The following is a 22,458-nucleotide window of genomic DNA, read 5'->3' as shown; positions in this document are numbered from 1 at the left end:
AATTAGCGCTGGCTGGTTTCCCAAGCCGGATTGATCCAAGGTTCCTGGTTGGACGCCGGCAGTGGCGTTTTGCCAAGGATATGATCGGACGCTTTTTCGCCGACCATCAGAGACGGACCATTGAGATTTCCGTTTGTAATCTGCGGGAAGATGGAGCTGTCGGCGACCCGCAACCCTTCCACTCCGATCACTTTACACTCCGGATCGACAACTGCCATCGGATCATCCTTGGCGCCCATCTTACAGGTGCAGCTCGGATGATAGGCGCTTTCGACATGCTCCATGATGAAGGCGTTGAGCTCGTCATCGGTTTGGACGTTGTCACCCGGCTGGATTTCCTTGCCACGGTACGGCGTAAATGCATCCTGACCGAAGATTTCCCGGGTGAGGCGGATGCAGGTGCGGAAATCTTCCCAATCGTCCTCATGGGACATGTAGTTGAAGAGGATTGACGGTTTGGAGCGCGGATCACTGGATGTCAGGCGGACATGGCCACGCGATTTGGAACGCATAGGCCCGACATGCGCCTGGAAGCCGTGGCCTTCGGCGGCCGCTTTGCCATCGTAGCGAACGGCAAACGGTAAGAAGTGATACTGAATGTCCGGGTACTTTACGCCTGCCTTGGAGCGGATAAAGGCGCAGCTTTCAAACTGGTTGGACGCGCCGAGACCTTTTTTGAAGAACAGCCACTGCGCGCCGATGACCGCTTTGGAAATCAGGTTCCAGTGCTTGTAGAGCGTGATGGGCTGTGTACAGGCCTGCTGCAGATACAGTTCCAAATGATCTTGAAGATTGGCGCCGACACCAGGACGATCTGCGACAACATCAATCCCTAGCTCAGAAAGGTGGTCTGCCGGTCCAATGCCCGACTGCATCAGGATTTTCGGAGAGTTGATTGCCGAGGCGGACAACACGACTTCGCGGGCCGCATACGCAGTCTGGATTTCGCCGCCGACTTCAAACTCGACACCGGTCGCGCGGCCGTTCTCTATGATGACCTTGCGCACAAGTGCGCCCTTGATCAGGTCAAGATTGCCGCGTTTGAGAGCTGGCTTCAAATAAGCATTGGCTGCGGACCAGCGCCGTCCGTTGAAGACAGTCATTTCCATGTCGGCGAAGCCTTCCTGACGTTCGCCATTGTAATCGCTGGTGACGCCATAGCCTGCCTGTTGGCCGGCATCTTTGAAGGCTTCGAATAAGGGATTCCATTTGGTGCCGCGCTGGATGTGCATCGGGCCATCTGTGCCGCGCCAGCCATCTTGGCCGCCTTGACTGGTTTCCATCCGCTTGTAATACGGAAGGACGTGCCGGTAACCCCAACCGCTGGCGCCCATCTCTTCCCAAGTGTCGAAGTCACAGGCATGACCACGCACATAAACCATGCCGTTGATGGAAGACGAGCCGCCAACGACCTTGCCGCGCGGAGTGGCCAGGCGCCTGCCATTAAGATGCGGCTCCGGTTCGGTTTCATAACCCCAGTCATAGAGCGGCATGTTCATCGGATAAGAAAGCGCGGCAGGCATCTGGATGAATGGTCCAACGTCCGTGCCACCGAATTCCAGAACCAGAACGCGGTTCTGCTGGTCTTCCGAGAGGCGGCTGGCGATTGCGCAACCGGCTGATCCAGCCCCAACGATGATGAAGTCAAACTGGTTCGTCATGAGTTACTCCGGGCCCGTCAGTGTGACGGGCGCTGTGCGGACAAGGCCGCGATCTGTGTTTCGACGTAGTCTTCGACCATGGCAATGGCGGCCTGGCGGTCGGTTTTGCTGTCGCTGAGGGCCTGGCGGATCCAGACGCCGTCAATCATTGAGGCCGTTCCTTCAGCCAAGCGGCGTGCTTCTTCTTGTGGTAAAAACGCCCGTAGATTGTAAGTCAGGTTGGATGCAAGCCGTGCCGCATATATTTTTAGAAGCCGCCGGTTGCTCATTGTGGTCCGGGACTGGACATAAAAAGCCAGCCAGGCAGCAATGACCGCAGGTTGAAATTGATCGACAGCGAAGTTACCTGCGATGATGGCGGAGATGCGTGCGCGGGGCGTGGTTGCCGCTGCAAGACCGGACCGGATCTCCCGGTTTAGTTCGGTCAACAAATGTCGCATTGTCGCTGCAAGTAATTGATCTTTAGAGCCAAAATAGTGATGAACTAGGCCGCCGGACACACCTGCGCGTTTGGCGATTTGAGCCATTGTCACATCGCTGTAGCCGCGCTCGTGGATTGCATCCACGGTTGCATTGATAAGGCTTCGGCGGCGCTCTTCTTCCATCCCGACTTTAGGCATTTTGATCTCCAAAATTTCCTAATTCCTATTTTTAATTGATCAATCAATCAATGAAAACTTGCAAAATTATCTCTAGAGTGTTTCCATTTCGAACATAACGGCTGCTAAGAGGGTTAAGGCAGATTGAAAAGCTGGAACTTGAGAACAAAAATCAAGCGGCCGAGAACGAATTCACTTTTACAAGGGGAACACTAGAAATGAAAACAACAGCAAAAATCGTGGGCGGTCTCGTTCTCGGAATGATGCTCTCCGGAACGGCCCTGGCGGGTGAGCCGGACAGCTGCAAAACAGTTACCTTCTCCGATGTTGGCTGGACCGATATCACTGCAACGACTGCTGCGACCACTGTTGTTCTGGATGCGCTCGGATACGACACAGATATCAAAATTCTGTCCGTTCCGGTGACCTATGCATCACTGAAGAACAAGGATATCGACATCTTCCTCGGCAATTGGATGCCGACCATGGAGGGCGATATCAAGGCGTACCGTGAAGACGGATCCGTTGAAACCGTCCGTGCAAATCTCGAAGGCGCCAAATACACATTGGCCGTGCCAAAATCCACCTATGACAAAGGTCTGCAGAGCTTCCAGGATATTGCCAAGTTTAAGGACGAACTGGACGGTAAGATTTACGGCATCGAAGCTGGCAATGATGGCAACCGTCTGATCATTGGAATGATTGATGAGGATCTTTTTGGCCTGAAAGGCTTTGAAGTCGTAGAATCCTCTGAGCAAGGCATGCTGGCCCAGGTTGCCCGTGCAACCAAACGTGACAAGGACATCGTGTTCCTGGGTTGGGAACCGCATCCGATGAACGCCAACTTCGAAATGGCGTACCTGAACGGTGGTGATGAAATCTTCGGTCCAAACTACGGTGGTGCGACTGTCTACACCAACGTACGTGCCGGCTACACCAGCGAATGTGCAAATGTTGGTAAGCTGCTCAACAATCTCGAGTTCTCCCTTGCTATGGAAAACGAGATCATGGGCGCGATCCTGAACGATGGTGAAGACCCGCAGAAAGCTGCCAAGGCATGGCTCAAAGCGCATCCGGCGACATTTGAAGCATGGCTTGATGGTGTGACCACCTTCGATGGCGGCGAATCCATCGCTGCAGTCAAGGGCTCCCTGGGTCTCTAAGGATCCAATGATATGGCGCCGGATCAACCGATCCGGCGCCTTTTCATTTCCAGCATCTAATATCGGAGAGTCAGGTTGAACTGGCTGACAGATTATAAATTGCCAATTGGTCCATGGGCACGGTCCATGGTTGATTGGCTGACCGACAATGCCTATTGGGTATTTGACGGGATCTCCTTGTTTCTGGAGACGCTCATCGATGGGATCCTTTGGCTGCTGCAAGCGCCGCATCCGCTCGTCATCGTAGCGTTGGCGACCGCTGCCGGTTACGCCGTGCATCGGAAGACGTCTCTGGCAGCCTTCATCGCCATTGCCCTGCTTTTGATTATTAATCAGGGCTATTGGGAAGAAACCACTGAAACCCTGGCGCTGGTTATTGCCGCGTCTGTTGTTTGTATGGCGGTTGGTATTCCCATCGGAGTTTATGGGGCACATCATCCGCGCTTTTTTGCAGGTCTGCGGCCGGTGCTTGATCTCATGCAGACGATCCCAACGTTTGTGTATCTGATCCCAGCCTTGATCCTGTTTGGGCTTGGTATGGTTCCAGGTCTCATCGCCACGGTGATCTTTGCCATTCCCGCTCCGATCCGGCTCACCCAGCTAGGGGTCTCCTCAACACCGACGGCTCTTTTGGAGGCCGGTGAGGCCTTTGGTGCAACCAAGTCGCAGTTGCTCTGGAAAATCGAGCTGCCCTACGCTCTGCCTCAGATCATGGCCGGATTGACACAGACAATCATGTTGTCGTTGTCGATGGTGGTGATTGCAGCTCTCGTGGGTGCCGATGGTCTAGGGGTTCCAACGCTTAGAGCGTTGAACACTGTTAACATCGCCCAGGGGTTCGAAGTTGGTGTCTGTATCGTTCTGATCGCCATCGTTCTGGACCGGTTCTTCCGCAAGGATGAAGGAGGCAAATCATGAGTTCTGTAGAGAACACGCCGGTTGTTTCCTTCAAGGAAGTGGACATTGTCTTTGGTGATGATCCGCAGTCTGCCCTGCCGTTGATTGATGCAGGCAAGACCCGCCAAGAGATTCAGACTGAAACAGGTCAGATCCTTGGCGTCGCCGGTGCAACTTTCGACATCTACGAAGGGGAGGTCATCGTTCTGATGGGCCTGTCCGGTTCCGGCAAGTCAACGCTTCTGCGAGGTGTTAACGGTCTGAACCCAGTGATCCGTGGGGAGGTCCAGGTTCACGACGGTCAACGATACGTTAATCCAGAGACCTGCTCGGCGACCGACTTGCGGCAGTTGCGCCGCAGCCGGATTGGCATGGTGTTTCAGCAGTTTGGTTTGCTACCCTGGCGGACGGTCACCGAGAATGTCGGTTTTGGCCTGGAGCTGGCCGGTGTCTCTGTCAAGGACCGGGCGGCGAAGGTCGAAGAGCAGCTCAAGCTTGTTGGTCTGGCAGGCTGGGGCGAGAAATATGTCCATGAGTTGTCCGGTGGCATGCAACAGCGTGTCGGCCTGGCCCGCGCCTTCGCGACCGATGCACCGATCCTGTTGATGGATGAACCGTTCTCCGCTTTGGATCCGCTCATTCGCGACAAGTTGCAGGACGAACTTCTGGATCTGCAGAAAGAGCTCAACCGCACGATCATTTTCGTCAGCCACGATCTGGATGAAGCCGCAAAAATCGGTTCCCGCATTGCCATTATGGAAGGCGGGCGGGTCATCCAACTGGGGACACCGCAAGAAATCGTCAAGAAACCGGCAAACGAATATGTGGCGGACTTTGTCAGCCATATGAACCCGCTCAACGTTCTGCGTGCCCGGGACATCATGGTGCCGCCTGGAAGCCTCGCCGGGTCTTTGGCGAGCGCCGTAACCTGTATGGCGGACACGCCGATCCGGGAAGTGGCGCGGCTGAAGAAAGAAAGCGCAGAGCCGGTTGTTGTTCAGCGTGATGGCGCGGTTGTCGGCGTGATCGGCGAAAATGAACTTCTGGAATGCATGCTCTGACAAACAAAAACGGGGCCGGCGGGCCCCGTTTTCAAATCTGATTGGCGGCAAGGTCTTTTCGCCGCGCAAAACCTGCGAACAAGCTTAGAGAAGCTCGAGTTGTGCGGCTTGTTTGCCGCGTCCGCGGCGGTCATCTTCTGCGACGAACGAAATCTTCGCACCTTCTACAGGCGTTCCAATACCGGCCTGTTCGAAAGCGGTGACGTGAACGAAAACGTCTTTGCCACCATTTTCCGGAGTGATGAAACCAAAACCACGGTCATGGTTGAAAAACTTGATGGTGCCATTCTCACGCATGGAGAAGCCTTTCCGTATGTTTGCGCACGGTCCCGTTTCTGGCAGACCGTGCCGATAAACGAGAAGTCAATAAGAAACGGAAAGCTTGGCAATTCAGAGCAGCACGCAATGAAGCAGCTGCCGAAGTCAGTCTTACCGGGTCTAGTGTCGTGTCCCGTACAGTGCAACTTGCACTGATGCGATCAAATGTAAGCGCGTCCTGCGCGGCCGACAAGGGTTGAAACAATTTAATCGCAAACACGCCGGTTTTGCTTCTCTTGAACCGCTTCCAAATCGCGCCGAAGAGCGCATCTCGCGGACCGCAAAACATCAAAATTTTGAAAACATACGCCTTGTGATCGCGGTCACAGAGTGAAACCGGTGCCAGCGGTACTGTTGTTTCATGAACTGGGGCGGGAGCTGTTGGCCTCAGGAGCACGAAGGAACAAGACCATGTTTAAGACCCTTGCTACGACGACCGCCGCATTGACCATTGTCGCAGGCACGCTTGTTGCCACCAGTTCGAATACAGCCCATGCCGGTAATGGCTGGGGCGTAGCTGCCGGTGTTGCCGGCGGATTGGCTGCTGGCGCGATCATCGGGTCCGCGTTGTCAGGTCCAAGGTATTATGCCCCGGGGACATATTATGCGCCGCGGTACTATCGTCCGGCTCCTGTCGTCACCTACCGGCCCGCGCCTTGGAGCAACGCCTGGTACAATTACTGCAGCAGAAAATACCGCTCGTTCAATCCGCGCACTGGGTATTATCTCGCTTATTCCGGCAACTACCGTTTTTGCCGTTAACTCATAAAAAGCTGGGCGCAATCACCAGCGGCCCCACAAAATGGACCGTCATTTTGTGGGGTCTATAATTTTGGAAACATTCAGCTGCTTGCTTGGCGTTTGGCCGCGCGCATGGTTGTTTCCAGCTGATTGAGAAACCGCGACCGGTCCTGTTTGGTGAAAGCTGGTCCGCTCTCCCTTATTTCGCCGATTTCCCTCAGATGTGTATTCAGATCCCGCATGGCGAGCCGCATACCGATGGCTTCTTCGCGGAACGGTTTGCCGTTTGGTGAAAGAACAAGAGCGCCGGTATTCACACAGCGAGATGCCAGCGGCACGTCGGCTGTTATTACCACGTCGCTTTTGCCTGCCCGTTCTGCGATCCAATTGTCGGCTTCATCCGGCCCGTCCGGCACTACGACCCGTTCAATCAGATCTCCTTCAGGAAGCCGCATCCAACTGTTGGAGACGAAAATGATCTGCACCTTGTGGCGTTCACCAACCCGAATACACTCGTCTTTGACAGGACAGGCATCTGCATCGACATAAAGGACGGTCATAGCGACGGGCTTTCGTTGTTTTGCGTTGTCAAATACGCATGGATTCCTTTTGCCGCAGCGAGCCCAGTCGCGAAACACGCCTGAAGGAGATAGCCGCCGGTGGGGGCCTCCCAGTCAAGCATTTCTCCGGCAGCAAAGACGCCAGGAAGTTTCTTCAGCATCAAGTTGTCATCAACCTCCGTCAACGCGATACCGCCGGCAGATGAAATTGCGCGGTCAATGGAATAGGGAGCCTGGCAAAGGATCGGGACAGCCTTGATCCGTTGCGCCAAATCTTCCGGAGAAGCTGGCAGTGCACCGGCTTCGCGCAACAGGGCAAGCTCCGCCGCGCGGAGGCCAACTGCCTTTTTCAAAAACGTTGATATGGACTGTTTGCCTTTTGGCCGCTTCAGTTTTTCTGTGAGCTTAGCAATTGACAATTGCGGCCGGAGATCAATGGCGATTTCGGCTGTTTCTTGTTGGTTTAGACGATCTCTTATCTCAGCCGACAGTGCATAGATCACGCTGCCTTCCAGCCCCTTATCTGAAAGAACAGCTTCCCCAAGAACGGAAGCCTTTCCGCAGGAAATGCGAATGCGTTTCAGTGGATGTCCGGCGAAGCGGTCTTTGATGAAGTCGCTCCAAGCAACTAGGAATCCGCAGTTTGACGGCTGGAAATCGTGAACCTCGATATCGTTTTCTCGAAGTGACGGAACCCATGCGGCGTTAGAGCCCAGCTTCGGCCAGCTTGCTCCACCAAGGGCCAGCAAGACAGCACGTGCGGGAATGGGGTGTGGTGCTGAATTGTCCTCCTGGATGAGGGGCAAACCCTCAGAGTTAAAACCGCAAAAAGTTCTGCGGGTAAGGAGCTTGACACCCTGTTGGTCCAACCGGCGGAGCCAGGCCCGCAGAAGGGGAGAGGCTTTCATCGCTTTTGGAAAAACACGTCCGCTGGTGCCAATAAACGTTTCTTCCCCAAGTCCATTGCACCATTCAACAAGGGCTGAGGGAGGAAACACTGAGATCATCGGCTGCAGGAAGGGCTCAGCTTCGCGGTAGCGGCCCAGGAATGTCTCCAACGGCTCGCTGTGGGTGATGTTCAAGCCACCGCGGCCCGCCATCAAAAACTTGCGCGCAGGCGACGGCATCCGATCAATGATCGTGACACCAAGCCCCGCTGCCGACAGGTGTTCAGCAGCAAAAAGCCCGGCAGGACCAGCGCCTATGATCAGTACATCATGCATCCGGGCCTTATAGTCCAAATGCTTTTGCAAATACCACTGCGGATTGCTTGCCTGGTGCGAAAACCGGCTGAAGTTTGGCCGCGTTTCTCAAGGGTTTATTATTATACTTATGAAATCTTAGATGATGGGGAAGGGGTTTGTTGATCTGTTAGTTTGCCTCTGCGGTAGTTGGGAGGATCTTGTTTTGGCCGAAAAAGGAAATGAGATAATTCTTGTTGCCGACCCGGATCTATCCGTGCAATCCGTATTGACCAAGTTGTTTTCTGATGATCACGCCGTGACGTGTTTTTCTGACTCAGGTACTGCTACCCAATTTCTAAAAGACTATCCGAATACAGCCATCGTTTTCTCTTGTTATCATCTTCCAGGGGGCGGCGGCGTCGCTTTCTTAAAAGAGTGCGAGGCTCTGGCGCCGCAAGCTGCCCGGATCATGTTGACGGGTGAAAGTTCCAAAAATGCAGTCAAAGAAGCCCTGAATTTGGGGCATGCCTTTATGTATTTGGAGAAATCGTGCCAACGAAATGAAATCCTGGCAGCGTTCGAGGCTGCACTTTCTCATCATCGCCATCTGGCCAAGGAACGGGCAATTCTGGAACGTACACTTGCCGGTTCCGTGAAAATGCTGATTGAGATGCTGTCGCTGTTCCATCCGGAAGCATTCCGAAGAACCAGCGCCATTCGTCAACAGGCGCTCAAAATAGCAAAACAGTTGGGTTTGAAAAAAACTTGGGAACTGGAAATGGCGGTCATGTTGTCCCCTCTCGGGGAGGCGATGTTGCCAACGCAGATCTTGTCCAAGTTCCGGGCGGCGCGTAGCCTTGGTGAGCAGGAACGGGAAATTCTTGCAAGAGCACCGCAGCAGACACGGGATCTGTTACAAAACATCCCGCAATTGAATCGTGTTTCGGAATATCTGTTCCTATCGGGCCGTGGCTATGATGGCTCTGGTTTTCCCGAAAATGGCCCCATTGGGCAAGACATTCCGCTGATATCCCGGATCATCAAGCTGCTGACGGATCTCTGGTATGCCAGTCCAGAAAACGGGCCAGATGCAGCTGCTTTTGAGGCACTGTTGATCAACCGGCGCCAATATGATCCCCGCTTGCTGGAAATAACCAAAGCGGTTTTGCTGAAAGAGCTGCCTCATGATCCAAAATCGAAGTTTATTCAATGCCATATACGGTCTCTGAAACCGGGAGATGTTCTGGTTGATGATGTGCGAACCGAGACATCGTTCGAATTGGTCTTGTCCGGCGGCCATCTACTCACACCTACAACAATCCGAAGGCTCGAAAACTTCAACAAGACGGCAGGTGTGCGTCAGCCGCTTCGGGTACGGCGAAGCAAAACTGCAGGCAGCCCATTAGAAAAATCTGCTTGAATTTAGTGTTTGGCGCGTGTGTCCAAGAGTTCAGCTTCATAGGCTTTGGCTATGCGTAAGAAGCGGCCATGTGCATAGTTGATCGCAAGGATCACACCCCACCAGCCATATTTCCAGTACCGGCGGGCAAAGTATCCCTTGAAGAAGCTGACCGGAAATTCGGTCAACAGCCGCAGGCGGGATAGTTTGCGGCCACGCGCGCGCATATCCGCCACTTGCATATCGGAATAACGATTGTATTTGCCGACTTGAAACTCAAGAGACCGGTCGGACCGGTGTGCCATGACGCCATTCAGGTTGGAAAGTCTTGCGCCGTCCGCCGGGCGCACTGTGTCATGCACAGTGGACGCAGAAAACCGGCCTTTGCGCCGGTCATAAAGGCGGATTTGATGATAGCCATAGGCCCAAGGTGCCGGGGAGGTTTCATGGGCAAACACATCGCGGATCATGATCCGCCAGGCATCCGCGCTCTGGTAACTGTTGTCTGCGAACTTGGCTTTGATCTCTTCGGCAAGTTCCGGAGTGATCTCCTCGTCCGCATCCAGGTTGAGCAGCCAATCATTGCGGCATTGGTCTTCGCCACACCGCTTTTGCGGACCATAACCTGGCCAATCGTTGTGGATGACCTTGGCACCCAATGTTTCAGAAACAGCGACGGTTTCATCTGTTGAACCACTGTCGATGACAATGACTTCGTCGACCCAATCAATGACGCTCTTGATTGCCGATGGGATCCGGTCGGCTTCATTCTTGGCAATAATAAATACCGATAGAGGAAGGCGTTGTGTCATTGGAGTTCCGGATCAGTGCGTTTGCTCGCCGGAATGGCCCGGCGCGCTGTTTTAGCTGCGCCGGATCCTGTTTTGAAGAGGCAATCAGGAATTCACAACGCCAAAGAAGGCGTCAAAGCTGTTCAAAGTGAGTTCCGCGTCAACAAGAGATCCTTCGAAACCTGGCGCCTTTAAGTCCTGAAGGCGAAGCTCAGGGAGCGAAATTGTTTCAGGCGCATCTCCCAGATTGAATGCACACAGGATCGTCTGACCTTGATAGCTGCGGGTAAACGCCAGTGTTTCTCCTGGGCTATCGATGAAACTCATGTCGCCTTTCAGCAAAGGTGCTTTGTTTTTCCGCCAGACGTAGAACGACCGGAGCCGGTTTAACACGGAGCCCTCATCCTGGTCTTGTTCAAGAACTGCGCGCTCAAGATGCTCAGCTGCAACAGGAAGCCACGGTTCGGCATCTGAGAACCCGGCGCTGGGTGCCGCTTTGGACCAGGGCATCGGAGTGCGGCAGCCATCGCGGCCTTGATAGTCCGGCCAGAACCGAATGCCATAGGGGTCTTGTAGCTTTTCAAACGGCACATCTGCTTGCGTGAGACCCAGTTCTTCACCTTGATAAAGACACGGAGTACCACGAAGGCTGGCGCAGAGCGCGGCTGTGAGCGGCGCGTATTTTTCTATATCCAGGCCGGCGCCCCAGCGGGTCGCAACCCGTTTGACATCGTGATTGGACAGAGCCCAGCTGGCCCAACCGGTGCCGACACCCGCATTCATGGCTTCCACAATCTGGCGGATGTAACTAGCTGAATGATCCGGTGTCAGCAGGTCAAAACTGTAAGCCATGTGGATACGTTTATCCGCTTCCGTATAGGAGGCGGTCAGTTCCACGGCTTGGCCATCGGCGCCGATTTCACCAACCGAAGTCGTCCCGGGATATTTGTCGAGCAAATCTCTGAGTTTTTCTAGAAATAGCAGATTTTCCGGCCGGCTCTTGTCGTAGATATGCTTCTGGAAACCATAAGGATTGGTCGCCTCGACTGTTGACGGGGCTTCTTCAGCGCTGAGCGGCGGGTTATCCCGCAAGTCTTTGTCGTGAAAGTAAAAATTCACGGTATCAAGGCGAAACCCATCCACACCACGATCGAGCCAAAACTTGGCTGCCGTCAACACGGCTTCATGGACCTCGTCATTGTGAAAATTTAGATCTGGCTGGCTGGTCAGAAAGTTGTGCATGTAGTACTGGCGCCGGCGGCTGTCCCATTCCCAAGCGGAGCCACCAAAGATCGATAACCAGTTTGTTGGCGGAGTGCCGTCGGGTTTTGCATCGGCCCACACAAACCAGTCCGCCTTAGCATTGTCTCTTGAAGACCGACTTTCTTTAAACCAAGGGTGCTGGTCCGACGTATGGGAGATCACCAGATCGATGATGATCTTCAATCCGCGCTCATGCGCGAGGGTGGTCATCCGGTCGAAATCGGTAAGTGTTCCGAACATCGGATCGACATCTTCGAAATTCGAGATGTCGTACCCAAAGTCCTTCATAGGGGAAGTGAAGAAGGGGGACAGCCAAATCGCGTCGACACCCAGCGAGGCGATGTAATCCATCCGCTCGGTGACACCGTTTAGGTCGCCGATGCCGTCACCATTGGTGTCATTAAAAGACCGCGGATAGACTTGGTAAATTACCGCGCCTTTCCACCAATCAGGATCGGTCTTCTGATTTTCTGGCATAGCAACCTCCAGGCCCAATTCGGCATTTTCAAACATGAACGTCTCCATAGAACCATGTTTGGAGTGGAATCCAAAGCGCTTTGAATGGCTATATTGTGCGGTTCTTGTGGTCAAGTCCTGGAGTTCAGGAAATGTGATCAAAGGAGATCATTGTAAGGCTGGCCGCCTAGTTGTGTGAGCTGGGTGAGGTTCGGCAAAATAAAAACCGGCCCTACAGAGCAGGACCGGTTGAATTTCTGAAAAGTATCGAAAAAGTCATTTGTCCGGAACAGATCCCTGATAGCAGGCGATCATGACAGTGGGACGAATTTTTCTTATCAAAGGTCTCCAGCGACTATTTTGTGTTCCAGGAGTACTCAAAACGCTGAATCAATTTCAAATAAGATATTGAAAATAATAGAATTAAAAAAATTGAATGACGTTTAGGTCAATTTCTTCTTGCAAAGCAGCATGGAAGCTGGGACTGTTGTGCGAATTTCGAATAGCACGGCCTCATTTTTGCGCTTGGGCTTTTCCATGAGCGCCAAGATGAAGCCGTGCACGGTGCCGCATTTGGAGGAAACATCATGACTGCAGCGATGGTTGGCTGGGCGCATCTGCCCTTCGGAAAGCATACGGACGAGACGGTCGAGAGTATGATCGTCAATGCGGCCAGCGAAGCGATCAAGGACGCTGGTATCTCCCCAGAAGATGTTGATGAAATTGTTCTGGGCCATTTCAACGCCGGTTTCTCCCAGCAAGACTTCACGGCTGCATTGGTGTTGCAGGCCAATCCAGCGCTAAGGTTTACACCGGCAACCCGTGTTGAAAACGCCTGTGCCACGGGCTCAGCAGCTGTTCATCAAGGTGTTCGCGCCGTTTCTTCAGGTGCAGCGCGGTTTGTGCTTGTTGTCGGCGTCGAGCAGATGACAACCACACCAGGCCCGGAAATTGGAAAGAACCTGCTGAAGGCGTCATATCTGAAGGAAGACGGGGATACGCCGGCAGGTTTTGCTGGGGTTTTCGGCAAAATCGCCGATGCATACTTCCAAAAATATGGCGATCAGTCTGATGCTTTGGCGAAGATTGCCGCCAAGAACCACAAGAATGGTGTCGGCAATCCTTACGCTCAGATGCGCAAGGATCTCGGCTATGACTTCTGCCGTGATGAGAGCGAGAAAAACCCGTTTGTGGCTGGTCCCTTGAAGCGGACTGATTGTTCCCTGGTCTCCGATGGCGCAGCAGCCATGGTTCTAACCGACCCGGCAACGGCACTTGGTATGAAAAAGGCTGTTGCCTTCCGGGGCATGGCGCACGTTCAGGACTTCCTGCCGATGTCCAAGCGCGACATCCTGAAATTCGAAGGCTGCTCCAAAGCTTGGGGTGCTGCGCTTGGCGATGCCAGCCTTGCAATTGAAGACTTGTCGTTCGTGGAAACCCACGACTGTTTCACCATTGCCGAACTGATCGAATATGAAGCGATGGGCCTGACCAAAGAAGGTGAGGGCGCAAAAGCAGTGCTCGAAGGTTGGACAGAAATGGACGGCAAGCTGCCGGTCAATCCATCTGGTGGCTTGAAGGCCAAAGGCCATCCGATTGGCGCGACCGGTGTTTCTATGCATGTGCTGACCGCCATGCAGCTGACCGGCACGGCTGGTGATATTCAGGTGAAAAACGCCGAGCTCGGCGGGATCTTCAACATGGGTGGTGCGGCCGTCGCCAACTATGTTTCGATCCTTCAGGCAATGAAGTAGGTCGCATATTACCTTACGAGCAAAAAGCCGGCTTTGGAGCCGGCTTTTCTATTTGAAGATCCAAAGTTGCTTACTCAGTTTCGGCGTAGCCAATCCGAAAGACCTTTGCCGATCACATGCGGCTGATCCTCTTGGAGATAGTGAACGCCAGCGCCGACGAAACGCGTTTCCAAATTTGGAAGTGTCTTCTTAAAATAGTCAACGACAGGTGCTGGATTAAGCGCACCAGGTTCGGCGTAGAAATAGAGTTTTGGCAACTCAGTTTTTGCTAGCCATTCGCCGTTCGCAGTTGTGATGGCTGTTACATCTGCGGGTTCGCCGCCAATCGGCAACATCCTTGGGAAGGTCAGGGTTGGCAAGCGGCTTTGTTCTGTTTCAAAAGGCTCTCGGTAGACCGCCCGGACGTTTTCCGATAGCGGTTTGGCAACACCCATTTCGGATAGAATGACCTCAACAAACATATTGTCTTTCAAGATCATTTGTTCGCCGACACCTTCGGTGCGGACACCTTTGAAAAACTCACCACCCGCACCTAGCGATTCATAATCAGGAATTGGAACCGCGGGAGCGACGATGGCTTCCATGAAAGCTAAACCGCGGACATTGGTTTCATTCTCGCGGGCGTAGTGCATGCCGAGTGCTGAGCCCCAGTCATGGATCACGAGCGTGATGTTCTGAAGATCCAGAGTGTCAATGAACCCAGTCAAGTATTTGTAGTGATCCTGATACGTATAGCCGATGTCTGGTTTGTCTGACTTGCCCAACCCAATGAGATCAAGCGCAATGAGCCGGCCCTGATCCTCCACATGGGGCATGATATTGCGCCACAGGTAAGAGGAGGTCGGATTACCGTGAATGAATAGGATAGGGTCGCCTTGCCCTTCGTCGACATAGGCGATTTTGGACCCATGAACGTCAATGAATTTGTAGTCGTAGGGCATGACGTCTGCGGTGCCCAGCGAGCCGGGGGCCGCGTGCGCGCCCGGTGCACCTTCTAAAGCTGCGGCCAGCACGATTGGTATCAGTGTTTTCGTGAAGGAATTCATCGGTAAGCCTTTCTGGTTTTGAACGCGCAGGTCACCACCTAAATCTACAAATATTTGAGATGACCGGTCGTCTCATTTCTGAATAAAATTGAGTAAGCTAAATGGGATCTCCTTTCTTTTGCCTGGTGTAGGAAAGTTAGTTGGACGGCTTCAGCATCTGGTCAAAAACGATGCCTATGAACACTCTCATAGGTTCTGAGCTGTCTGACGATTTGGCGCGCAGGATCGCGCCTTGCCACCCGTTGTAAATGAATTGCCCAAGAACGCTTGGATCTTGCGATGGAGGCAAGGACCCGTCGGCTTGTGCGGCTTCCAGGCAGTCGATGTATCGCCGCTGCAGGGAAGTGAAGACCTGAAACAAAGCTTGCCGAATTGGCGGGTTCTCGAGAGCCAATTCCTGCGTAAGATTCCCGGCAAAACACCCCGGTTTTCCCTCATCCTGATCGAAGAGGTTGGCCCAATCTTCAAAAAGCGTCCGAAGCCGTTGCAAAGGTGGCTCTTCAGAATTGGCCAGCTGAGCGTCGAGATGTTCCAGGAGGTTTTTCTCATACAGCTTCAATGCTTCAATCACAAAAGCGTCCTTGCTGTCGAAATAGTTATAGAAGGAGCCTTTGGGGACACCGGCAGCATTGGTGATCTCTTTGACACCCGTTGCGGCTACACCTTGCGTGTAAAGCAGGTGAAAGCCTCTTTCCAACAAGATGTCTCTATTCGCAGTTGCTTTCGGCATAATATGACCAGTCATCTCAACTGCGTTCAGATATGCCCTAGGCTTGTCGCTGTTTCAAGACGGGTCGCGGTTTTGTGATCGGCAGCGTTGCGTTTGATGTTTTGTTGATTTGGTGAAAAATCGCTCAGCTCCATGATTATCTTGTGTTTTTCAGATCCATGTGGTTTGACCGAAACATGGGAAAGTCACAAAAAGGCGCCGTTGCCGCTGGCCATATGCTGACTGCCGAAGCAGGTGCTGCCATGCTGCGGGAAGGGGGCAGCGCGGTTGACGCTGCGATAGCAGCTCTGGCCATGGCGTGCGTTTGTGAACCGGTCTTGGCATCCCCTGGCGGTGGCGGTTTTGCCATGATCCGGGACGGCGCGAGCGGCAAGACAACTCTGCTGGACTTTTTTCCGCAAACTCCCCGGCAAAAGCGGGGCGATATCGGGGACGGGTATCGAACCATTGAAGCTGACTTCGGTACCACCACACAGATCTTCCATATTGGTCCGGCAACGGTCGCAACACCTGGTTTTCTGGATGGACTGGAAGCTTTGTCGGAGCGCGGCGCGCGCCTTTCGCATCAGGATCATTTCGCGCCCGCGATTTCAGCCGCAACTGGTGGCGTCGAAATCACCAGCTATCAGGCGTATCTGTCGACCGTTGTAGAACCGATTTTGATGGCGACGGAAGCCGCCCGCTCCGTGTTTGCGCCAGGCGGCACCCTTCAACGCGCTGGTGAGAATTTTCTTAATCCAGCCCTGGCGGAAACTTTCAAGAAATTGGGCCAGACAAGCTGGCGGCAGACTGAGATTCCCGAAGCCCTTCTGAAGGAACAGGGTGAAGGCGGACACATCACGGAGGCAGATCTTCAGCAGTACGGCGTTGAAGAGCGGTCACCGCTGTCGTTATCAGTCGGCAATGCCAAGTTGTTTCTAAACCCGCTCCCGGCCGCCAGCGGGACATTAATCCAATATGCGCTGAGGCACTTGGAGATGTGTGCCCCGCTGTCACTTGCCAAGGCTCTGGACACGGCCGACCAGGCCAGGCTGTCGGCACGTGGTGATCTCAGTGTGTTATTAGATCATCCTTTGCGTCAGAAGGGCACAACGCACATCTCGACCGTGGATGCGGACGGCAATGCTTGTTCCGTCACCGTATCCAACGGCACAGGCAGCGGTGAAATGGTCGACGGATGCGGTTTTATGCTCAACAACATCCTGGGCGAAGACGACGTCAATCCAGATGGAGCTTTGGGCTGGCCAGTGAACACCCGCCCGGCCTCCATGATGTGTCCGACCCTTCTCGATATGCCGGATGGCCGGTTGATCGTACTTGGATCTGGCGGGTCCAGCCGGATCCGCTCAGCGATTTTTCAAGCAGTCGCCCACTTGGGTCTGAATGGCGCCGACATTCATAAAGCTGTTGAGGCGCCGCGCCTTCATGTTGAAGAAAGCCATCTTGATGCCGAAGCGCAGCTTGAAGAGAGAGACCTGACTCTGCTTGCTGACACCTTTGCAGACCATCGGTTTTGGCCTCAAAAGAACATGTTTTTTGGGGGCGTGCATGCCGTCCAGTTTGATCCGGTCAGCGGTTTTGACGGGGTTGGTGATGCCCGGCGTGAAGGGGCGGCAATCGTCGTCAACTGAGTTTTTATGTTCGCAGGTTCAAGATCAAAGACAGAGGCCGCATGAGTGCTGCCTCCGTCTGTCAATTTCACAACATTACTGAATGGCTGCCATTGCACGGCTGAACCCGGTCAGTGGAACCTCGATTTTCTGGCGCTGGCTGGCAGAGGCAGCAAAGTCGATTTCCATTTTTGCGCCGGCCTTCATCGCGTTGATCATAGTATCCGTTGCTGGTGCGCTGATGTAGCAACCGCGCTGGTCGCAGGTCGCGATTTCCAATTCGCCAATGGCTGTTCCGTCGACGGAGAGTTTGACCTTGCCGGGCAGATAAAAGCCAAGCGGTGCTTGGAGCTGAAAGACCGGTTGGCCGCTGTTGCCCGGGTAAATGATGTCGACCTTGAAGAGAAGCTGGCCGTTTTCCTTGACCCGCAGGCTTTGGGTTGCTTCGCAGATCAATGCTTCGGCCGACCTGGTTTCCCCAGCACAGCGCGTTTGCCATAACACGGTTTTTTCGGCCTGCTGGGCTTGGGCTGGCACAAATGGAAGGGCTGAGAAGAACAGCGCAATAGCGGCAGGAAGGTAAAGCGGAAAACGCATGTTTGAGCTCGCATGTGGTTTGGAGAGGCAGTTTCTAGAAACTTAAGTCAAAAGCAAGGCGGGCTGAAGCTGGCAACTTGGCTTTTGTGCGCGGGTTCTATGTTTAAGCAATTGGAACCGGCTGCAGCCCGCGTGATATCGCAGGTTCGGTTCTGATTGCAACCGCCTGGTAAATCCGATCAGACGTACCGGTAGAGCGGGCTCCACCAAACTTGGGGCGTTTTCTCTGTTGGTCAGAAAAGTGCCTCCGGATGAACACAGCAGTCGTCATCTTGCCGATTCAGGAAAATCTTTTTCGCGAACTCAATCGGCTTTGAAATCCAGTACCCGGCGATGACCGGCAGCACCGCTTACATTTAAGCCATCAAATTGGGATTGGAGACCCTTGCTGATGGCAAGCCGCCAAACAGACACGGAAAAAGCACAGAAAAAGCCGGAAGACCGGCTGGATGTGTTTCCCGCCTTCATGAAGGTGGCGGGAAAGCGTGTTGTTGTGGTTGGTCATGGCGGCGAAGCCGCCGCCAAGGTGCGTCTGCTTGGTGAAACCAATGCGGAAATCGTTGTTATCGGCGCTGAGATCGATGCTGAGCTGCAAAAGGCTGTTGATCAGTTCTCTGCCACGCACATTACCGAAGACTTCAAACCGAAACATCTGACCGGCGTTGCCTTGGTCTTTTCCGCCCGCGAAGACCTGGCACTGGACAAGGCGGTCATTGACGCTGCGCGAATCCAAGGTGTTCCAGCGAATGCTGTCGACAAACCCGAGCTTTGTGACTTTTACACCGGGGCTCTTGTGAACCGCGCACCGATTGCTGTTGCGATCACGTCAACCGGTGTTGGTCCAGTTCTGGCGCGCCACATCCGCGCCCGGGTAGAAGCCATGTTGCCGCGTTCGACCGGTGCTTTGGCCCGGTTGGCCGAAGGGTTTCGGGACACGGCGGCTCAGATCATCTCTGATGGAAACGCGCGCCGGAATTTCTGGGCGCGGTTTTTCTCTGGGTCTGTTGCGGCCAATGTTTATGCCGGCAATGGCGATGCCGCCCGGTCTGAAGCGCAGCGCCTCCTGAATGGTATGGCCGAAGAACCGGGATTTGTTTGGTTGGTGGGTGCCGGGCCTGGGGCTGAGGATCTCCTCACGCTCCGGGCTCAGCGCCTCCTTCAGGAAGCCGATGTGATTGTCCATGATGCGCTTGTCCCGGCCGATGTTGTGGCCATGGGGCGCCGGGATGCCGAGCGGATTTCTGTCGGCAAGCGTAAAGGCGCCCATTCTGTACCGCAGTCTGAGATTTGTGAGCTGCTTGTGAAGCTCGGCGGACAAGGCCTGAAAGTGGTTCGTTTGAAAGCGGGCGATCCGATGATTTTCGGCCGGGCCGCAGAAGAAATGGAGGCGCTCCGCGCCGGGGGTATCGGTTTTGAAGTCGTGCCCGGCGTTACAGCAGCCTTTGCCGCGGCCGCTTCGGCGCAGATCCCGCTCACCCTTCGTGGTGTCGCCTCCAACCTTGTTTTTGCAACCGGCCACAATGCCCAATCCGAAACTTTGCCGGATTGGGCCGGGTTGGCGCTGAAAGGCGCAACCGTTGCTGTCTATATGGGCCGCTCGGTCGCAGCGGCAGTGGCGGAGAAAATGATCGGGGCGGGCCTGTCTGCCACCACCCCGGTCGCGGTGATTGAAAACGCCGCGCATCCGGACGAACGCCAATTCTCCGGATCCTTGTCCGATCTTGCGGTTCTTGAAAACCGTTCAGAGATCGATGGTCCGGTCCTGATTGTAATCGGCGAGGCCGTTGGCCATGCCGCTTTGGAAACTGCCGAACCGCTGGCACAGGGTGTTTCTGCCCGTGTCGCCGCGGCTTGAGGAGAGAGAAATGAAAGTGATCACCGCCAACCGCCTGCTCAACGGCGATGTTGTCTGGCTCGGCGAGAACAACACCTGGGTCGAGCGCATCACCTTGTCAAAAACGCTTGAGGGCAAGGACGCTGTTGCTGAAGGCCTGGCAACTGGTGCAGCTGCAGAGAAGAACCAGGAAGTCGTTGGTGTCTATGAGATGGATGTCACCGTTGAAGACGGCGTGATCGTCCCGGTCCGCTTCCGCGAAAAAATCCGGGCCGAGGGCCCAACCACACACCCGCAATACGGCAAACAAGCACAGGCCGTATCGGCCTAACAAAAAGGTTCAAGGGCAGCGCTTGAGATAGCCGCGCCCTTCAAGGAGCAAAGACATGTACCGTTACGACGAATTTGACGCGAGTTTCGTCAATCAGCGCACTGAACAGTTCAAGGATCAGGTCCGCCGCCGCCTGGCGGGTGAGCTGTCTGAAGACGAGTTCAAGCCGCTGCGCCTGATGAACGGCCTGTACCTTCAGCTTCATGCCTACATGCTGCGTGTTGCCATTCCTTACGGCACTCTGAATGGCCGCCAGATGCGCAAACTGGCGCACATCGCCCGGACCTACGACAAGGGTTATGGCCACTTCACGACACGCCAGAACATTCAGTTCAACTGGCCGAAACTGGAAGACACGCCGAAGATTCTGGAAGAGCTGGCGGAAGTCGAAATGCACGCCATCCAGACGTCCGGCAACTGCATCCGGAACGTCACGGCGGACCATTTTGCCGGTGCTGCAGCTGATGAAATTGCTGATCCGCGTCCCTACGCTGAAATCCTGCGCCAGTGGTCGTCGCTTCATCCGGAATTTTCGTTCCTGCCGCGTAAATTCAAGATCGCCATTACAGGTGCTCCGAACGACCGTGCTGCGGTTCAGGTCCATGACATCGGCCTGCAGCTGACCCGCAATGATGCCGGTGAAATCGGCTTTGAAGTCTTCGTGGGCGGCGGCCTTGGCCGGACACCGATGATCGGCCGCAAAGTCCGTGACTTCCTGCCGGAAGAAGACTTGCTTGCGTACTCTGAGGCCATTCTGCGCGTCTATAACCGCTACGGCCGGCGCGACAACAAATACAAAGCCCGGATCAAAATTCTTGTGCACGAAACCGGCCTTGAAGATCTGAAGGCAGACATCGAAGGCGAATTCGAAAAAATCCGCTTTGGTGTTCTGCGCTTGCCGGATGAAGAGGTCCGCCGCATTGAAGCTTATTTCACCCCGCCTCCGCTCGAGGTCGGGTCCGATATCTCAGCAAGCGTTGAAGTGCGCCGTGAAGCGGATGCAGCATTTGCGCAGTTCTTGGCACATAACCTGAACCCGCATCGGGTGCCGGGCTATACCTCTGTGACCGTGTCCATGAAGCCGGTTGGCGGCATTCCGGGCGACGCGTCTGATGCGCAGATGGATGTCATCGCGGATCTGGCTGAAGAATACGGCCATGACGAACTGCGCATTTCGCATGAGCAGAACGTGATCCTGCCGCATGTCAAACTCGATGATCTTCCGGCGCTGTTTGACAAGCTGGTCGCGGCCGGGATTGCCGAAGGCAACGCTGGCCTGATCACCGACATCATTGCTTGCCCAGGCATGGACTACTGCGCTCTGGCGACCGCCCGCTCCATTCCGGTTGCTCAGCGGATTTCCGAACGCTTCGGCACAACGGAGCGCCAGGCGGAAATTGGTGAACTCAAGATCAAGATTTCCGGCTGCATCAATGCCTGTGGCCACCACCATGTCGGCCACATCGGCATTCTCGGTCTGGAGAAAAAGGGCGAGGAATTCTATCAGGTGACGCTCGGTGGCTCGGCCAACGAAAACGCGTCGATCGGTGAAATCATCGGCCGAGGTTTTTCGTCCGAAGAAGTTGTCGATGCCATTGAAAACCTCGTTGATACCTATCTCGGCCTGCGGTCGGACAAGGACGAAACCTTCCTGGAGGCTTATCGCCGGGTTGGGGAGGCACCGTTCAAGGAGGCCCTTTATGGCGCTGCATGAAACCTTCAGTCTCGGTGTTGATCCGGAGCTGGGCCTGCAGGCGGAAGTCGCCGCGCTGAATGCCCAGTTCGAGGATGCAACGGCCGATGACATCTTGCGGGCCGCAATCCGGCACCAGTTTGCCGGCGGCATCGCCATGGTCTCCAGTTTCGGCGCAGATTCGTCTGTTCTGTTGCACATGGTTGCGCAGGTCGATCCGTCGACGCCGGTCCTGTTCATAGATACAGTGAAGCTGTTTCCGGCAACAATTCTTTACCGGGACACGCTGATTGAAAAGCTCGGCCTCACTGATGTGCGCACCTTCAAGCCGTCCAAGGACGATCTGGAGAAAACGGATCCGGCCGGCATGCTCTGGATGAGCGACACCGATACCTGCTGCCATGTGCGCAAGGTTGTGCCGCTCGAGCGTGCCCTGAACGGCTTCGAAGCCTGGATTTCCGGCCGCAAACGCCACCAAAGTTCCACGCGGACGAGCCTGGAGCATTTCGAGATCGATGCCGGGCGCGTGAAGGTCAATCCGCTCGCCGATTGGAGTGCGGCGGAGGTTCTGGATTACGCCAAGAGCCACGATCTGCCGCCGCATCCGCTGGTCGCGGAAGGCTATCCTTCGATCGGCTGTTTGCCGTGCACCAGCAAAGTCGCGCCGGGTGAAGACCCACGGTCCGGCCGCTGGCGCGGGCAGGACAAGACGGAGTGCGGCATCCACTGGCCGACCCATGGCAAAGAAATTGACGGCAGCGGCATCTGAG

General features: G+C 54.7%; 21 protein-coding genes. 11 read left to right on the top strand and 10 right to left on the bottom strand.

Annotated features, from left to right (window positions below; translation table 11 throughout):
* Nucleotides 1-2: 2 nt before the first annotated feature.
* Both betA and betI read right to left on the bottom strand, forming a co-directional pair.
* The gene (betA, locus tag ACOOFE_RS22340; RefSeq protein ID WP_420412099.1) at nt 3-1,661 is read right to left on the bottom strand and encodes a choline dehydrogenase; all 1,659 of its coding nucleotides are present in this window, start codon (nt 1,659-1,661) and stop codon (nt 3-5) included.
* A 17-nt stretch (nt 1,662-1,678) separates the two neighbouring features.
* On the bottom strand, nt 1,679-2,281 hold the full coding sequence (betI, locus tag ACOOFE_RS22335) for a transcriptional regulator BetI (protein WP_141188399.1): 603 nt from the start codon (nt 2,279-2,281) through the stop codon (nt 1,679-1,681).
* 197 nt (nt 2,282-2,478) lie between these two features.
* On the opposite strand from betI, the gene ACOOFE_RS22330 reads away from it, so the two are divergent.
* From ACOOFE_RS22330 to choV, 3 genes are all read left to right on the top strand, one after another.
* Nucleotides 2,479-3,423 carry a choline ABC transporter substrate-binding protein gene (locus tag ACOOFE_RS22330; protein ID WP_141188398.1) on the top strand — a complete coding sequence of 315 codons (945 nt, stop codon included), beginning with the start codon at nt 2,479-2,481 and terminating at the stop codon, nt 3,421-3,423.
* A 75-nt stretch (nt 3,424-3,498) separates the two neighbouring features.
* Entirely contained in the window at nt 3,499-4,341 is an 843-nt protein-coding gene (gene choW / locus ACOOFE_RS22325) for a choline ABC transporter permease subunit (protein WP_420412098.1), read from the top strand.
* Nucleotides 4,338-5,381 (top strand): choline ABC transporter ATP-binding protein, encoded by a 1,044-nt coding sequence (choV, locus tag ACOOFE_RS22320; RefSeq protein ID WP_420412097.1) that lies wholly within the window; start codon nt 4,338-4,340, stop codon nt 5,379-5,381. The genes choW and choV overlap by 4 nt, the downstream gene beginning before the upstream one ends.
* An 84-nt stretch (nt 5,382-5,465) precedes the next feature.
* Here choV and ACOOFE_RS22315 read toward each other — a convergent pair whose 3' ends face one another.
* Nucleotides 5,466-5,678 (bottom strand): cold-shock protein, encoded by a 213-nt coding sequence (locus tag ACOOFE_RS22315; RefSeq protein WP_141188395.1) that lies wholly within the window; start codon nt 5,676-5,678, stop codon nt 5,466-5,468.
* A gap of 432 nt (nt 5,679-6,110) precedes the next feature.
* On the opposite strand from ACOOFE_RS22315, the gene ACOOFE_RS22310 reads away from it, so the two are divergent.
* Nucleotides 6,111-6,461: a BA14K family protein gene (locus tag ACOOFE_RS22310; protein WP_420412096.1), complete on the top strand. Its 351-nt coding sequence runs from the start codon at nt 6,111-6,113 to the stop codon at nt 6,459-6,461.
* Between the two features lie 80 nt (nt 6,462-6,541).
* Here the strand turns inward: ACOOFE_RS22310 and ACOOFE_RS22305 are convergent, their stop codons facing one another.
* Together ACOOFE_RS22305 and ACOOFE_RS22300 are read right to left on the bottom strand one after the other, a co-directional pair.
* A complete protein-coding gene (locus tag ACOOFE_RS22305) occupies nt 6,542-7,000 on the bottom strand; it encodes a YaiI/YqxD family protein (protein WP_420412095.1) in 459 nt (152 codons plus the stop codon).
* On the bottom strand, nt 6,997-8,223 hold the full coding sequence (locus ACOOFE_RS22300; RefSeq protein WP_420412094.1) for a TIGR03862 family flavoprotein: 1,227 nt from the start codon (nt 8,221-8,223) through the stop codon (nt 6,997-6,999). Before ACOOFE_RS22300 ends, ACOOFE_RS22305 begins: the two co-directional genes overlap by 4 nt.
* A 184-nt stretch (nt 8,224-8,407) precedes the next feature.
* Between ACOOFE_RS22300 and ACOOFE_RS22295 the strand changes: the two genes are divergently transcribed.
* Nucleotides 8,408-9,604, top strand: a complete 1,197-nt coding sequence (locus tag ACOOFE_RS22295) for an HD domain-containing phosphohydrolase (protein ID WP_420412093.1) — start codon at nt 8,408-8,410, stop codon at nt 9,602-9,604.
* 2 nt (nt 9,605-9,606) lie between these two features.
* On the opposite strand, the gene ACOOFE_RS22290 is transcribed toward ACOOFE_RS22295, so the two are convergent.
* Complete coding sequence (locus tag ACOOFE_RS22290; protein ID WP_420412092.1) at nt 9,607-10,395, bottom strand: glycosyltransferase family 2 protein; 789 nt, start codon at nt 10,393-10,395, stop codon at nt 9,607-9,609.
* Nucleotides 10,396-10,479: 84 nt separating this feature from the next.
* Nucleotides 10,480-12,150, bottom strand: a complete 1,671-nt coding sequence (locus ACOOFE_RS22285) for an alpha-glucosidase family protein (RefSeq protein ID WP_420412091.1) — start codon at nt 12,148-12,150, stop codon at nt 10,480-10,482.
* 530 nt (nt 12,151-12,680) lie between these two features.
* Between ACOOFE_RS22285 and ACOOFE_RS22280 the strand changes: the two genes are divergently transcribed.
* On the top strand, nt 12,681-13,847 hold the full coding sequence (locus ACOOFE_RS22280; protein WP_420412090.1) for an acetyl-CoA acetyltransferase: 1,167 nt from the start codon (nt 12,681-12,683) through the stop codon (nt 13,845-13,847).
* 74 nt (nt 13,848-13,921) lie between these two features.
* Here ACOOFE_RS22280 and ACOOFE_RS22275 read toward each other — a convergent pair whose 3' ends face one another.
* Together ACOOFE_RS22275 and ACOOFE_RS22270 are read right to left on the bottom strand one after the other, a co-directional pair.
* On the bottom strand, nt 13,922-14,893 hold the full coding sequence (locus tag ACOOFE_RS22275) for a haloalkane dehalogenase (RefSeq protein WP_420412089.1): 972 nt from the start codon (nt 14,891-14,893) through the stop codon (nt 13,922-13,924).
* 136 nt (nt 14,894-15,029) lie between these two features.
* Complete coding sequence (locus ACOOFE_RS22270; protein WP_420412088.1) at nt 15,030-15,638, bottom strand: TetR family transcriptional regulator C-terminal domain-containing protein; 609 nt, start codon at nt 15,636-15,638, stop codon at nt 15,030-15,032.
* A 161-nt stretch (nt 15,639-15,799) separates the two neighbouring features.
* Between ACOOFE_RS22270 and ACOOFE_RS22265 the strand changes: the two genes are divergently transcribed.
* Nucleotides 15,800-17,254, top strand: a complete 1,455-nt coding sequence (locus tag ACOOFE_RS22265; RefSeq protein WP_420412087.1) for a gamma-glutamyltransferase — start codon at nt 15,800-15,802, stop codon at nt 17,252-17,254.
* Between the two features lie 75 nt (nt 17,255-17,329).
* On the opposite strand, the gene ACOOFE_RS22260 is transcribed toward ACOOFE_RS22265, so the two are convergent.
* Complete coding sequence (locus ACOOFE_RS22260) at nt 17,330-17,830, bottom strand: invasion associated locus B family protein (protein WP_420412086.1); 501 nt, start codon at nt 17,828-17,830, stop codon at nt 17,330-17,332.
* Nucleotides 17,831-18,221: 391 nt separating this feature from the next.
* On the opposite strand from ACOOFE_RS22260, the gene cysG reads away from it, so the two are divergent.
* From cysG to ACOOFE_RS22240, 4 genes are read left to right on the top strand one after another with little or no spacing between them, the layout of a single operon-like run.
* On the top strand, nt 18,222-19,685 hold the full coding sequence (gene cysG, locus ACOOFE_RS22255) for a siroheme synthase CysG (RefSeq protein WP_420412085.1): 1,464 nt from the start codon (nt 18,222-18,224) through the stop codon (nt 19,683-19,685).
* Nucleotides 19,686-19,695: 10 nt separating this feature from the next.
* The gene (locus ACOOFE_RS22250) at nt 19,696-19,995 is read left to right on the top strand and encodes a DUF2849 domain-containing protein (RefSeq protein WP_420412084.1); all 300 of its coding nucleotides are present in this window, start codon (nt 19,696-19,698) and stop codon (nt 19,993-19,995) included.
* Nucleotides 19,996-20,050: 55 nt separating this feature from the next.
* Nucleotides 20,051-21,709 carry a nitrite/sulfite reductase gene (locus ACOOFE_RS22245; RefSeq protein ID WP_420412083.1) on the top strand — a complete coding sequence of 553 codons (1,659 nt, stop codon included), beginning with the start codon at nt 20,051-20,053 and terminating at the stop codon, nt 21,707-21,709.
* A complete protein-coding gene (locus ACOOFE_RS22240; protein WP_420412082.1) occupies nt 21,696-22,457 on the top strand; it encodes a phosphoadenylyl-sulfate reductase in 762 nt (253 codons plus the stop codon). Before ACOOFE_RS22245 ends, ACOOFE_RS22240 begins: the two co-directional genes overlap by 14 nt.
* The last annotated feature ends 1 nt before the right edge of the window (nt 22,458 follow it).

The sequence above is a fragment of the Roseibium sp. genome (genome assembly GCF_965216085.1).
Taxonomy (GTDB): Bacteria; Pseudomonadota; Alphaproteobacteria; order Rhizobiales; family Stappiaceae; genus Roseibium.
The sequence above is the reverse complement of the archived record's forward strand: the minus strand, read 5'-3'. Positions and strand labels throughout refer to the sequence as shown.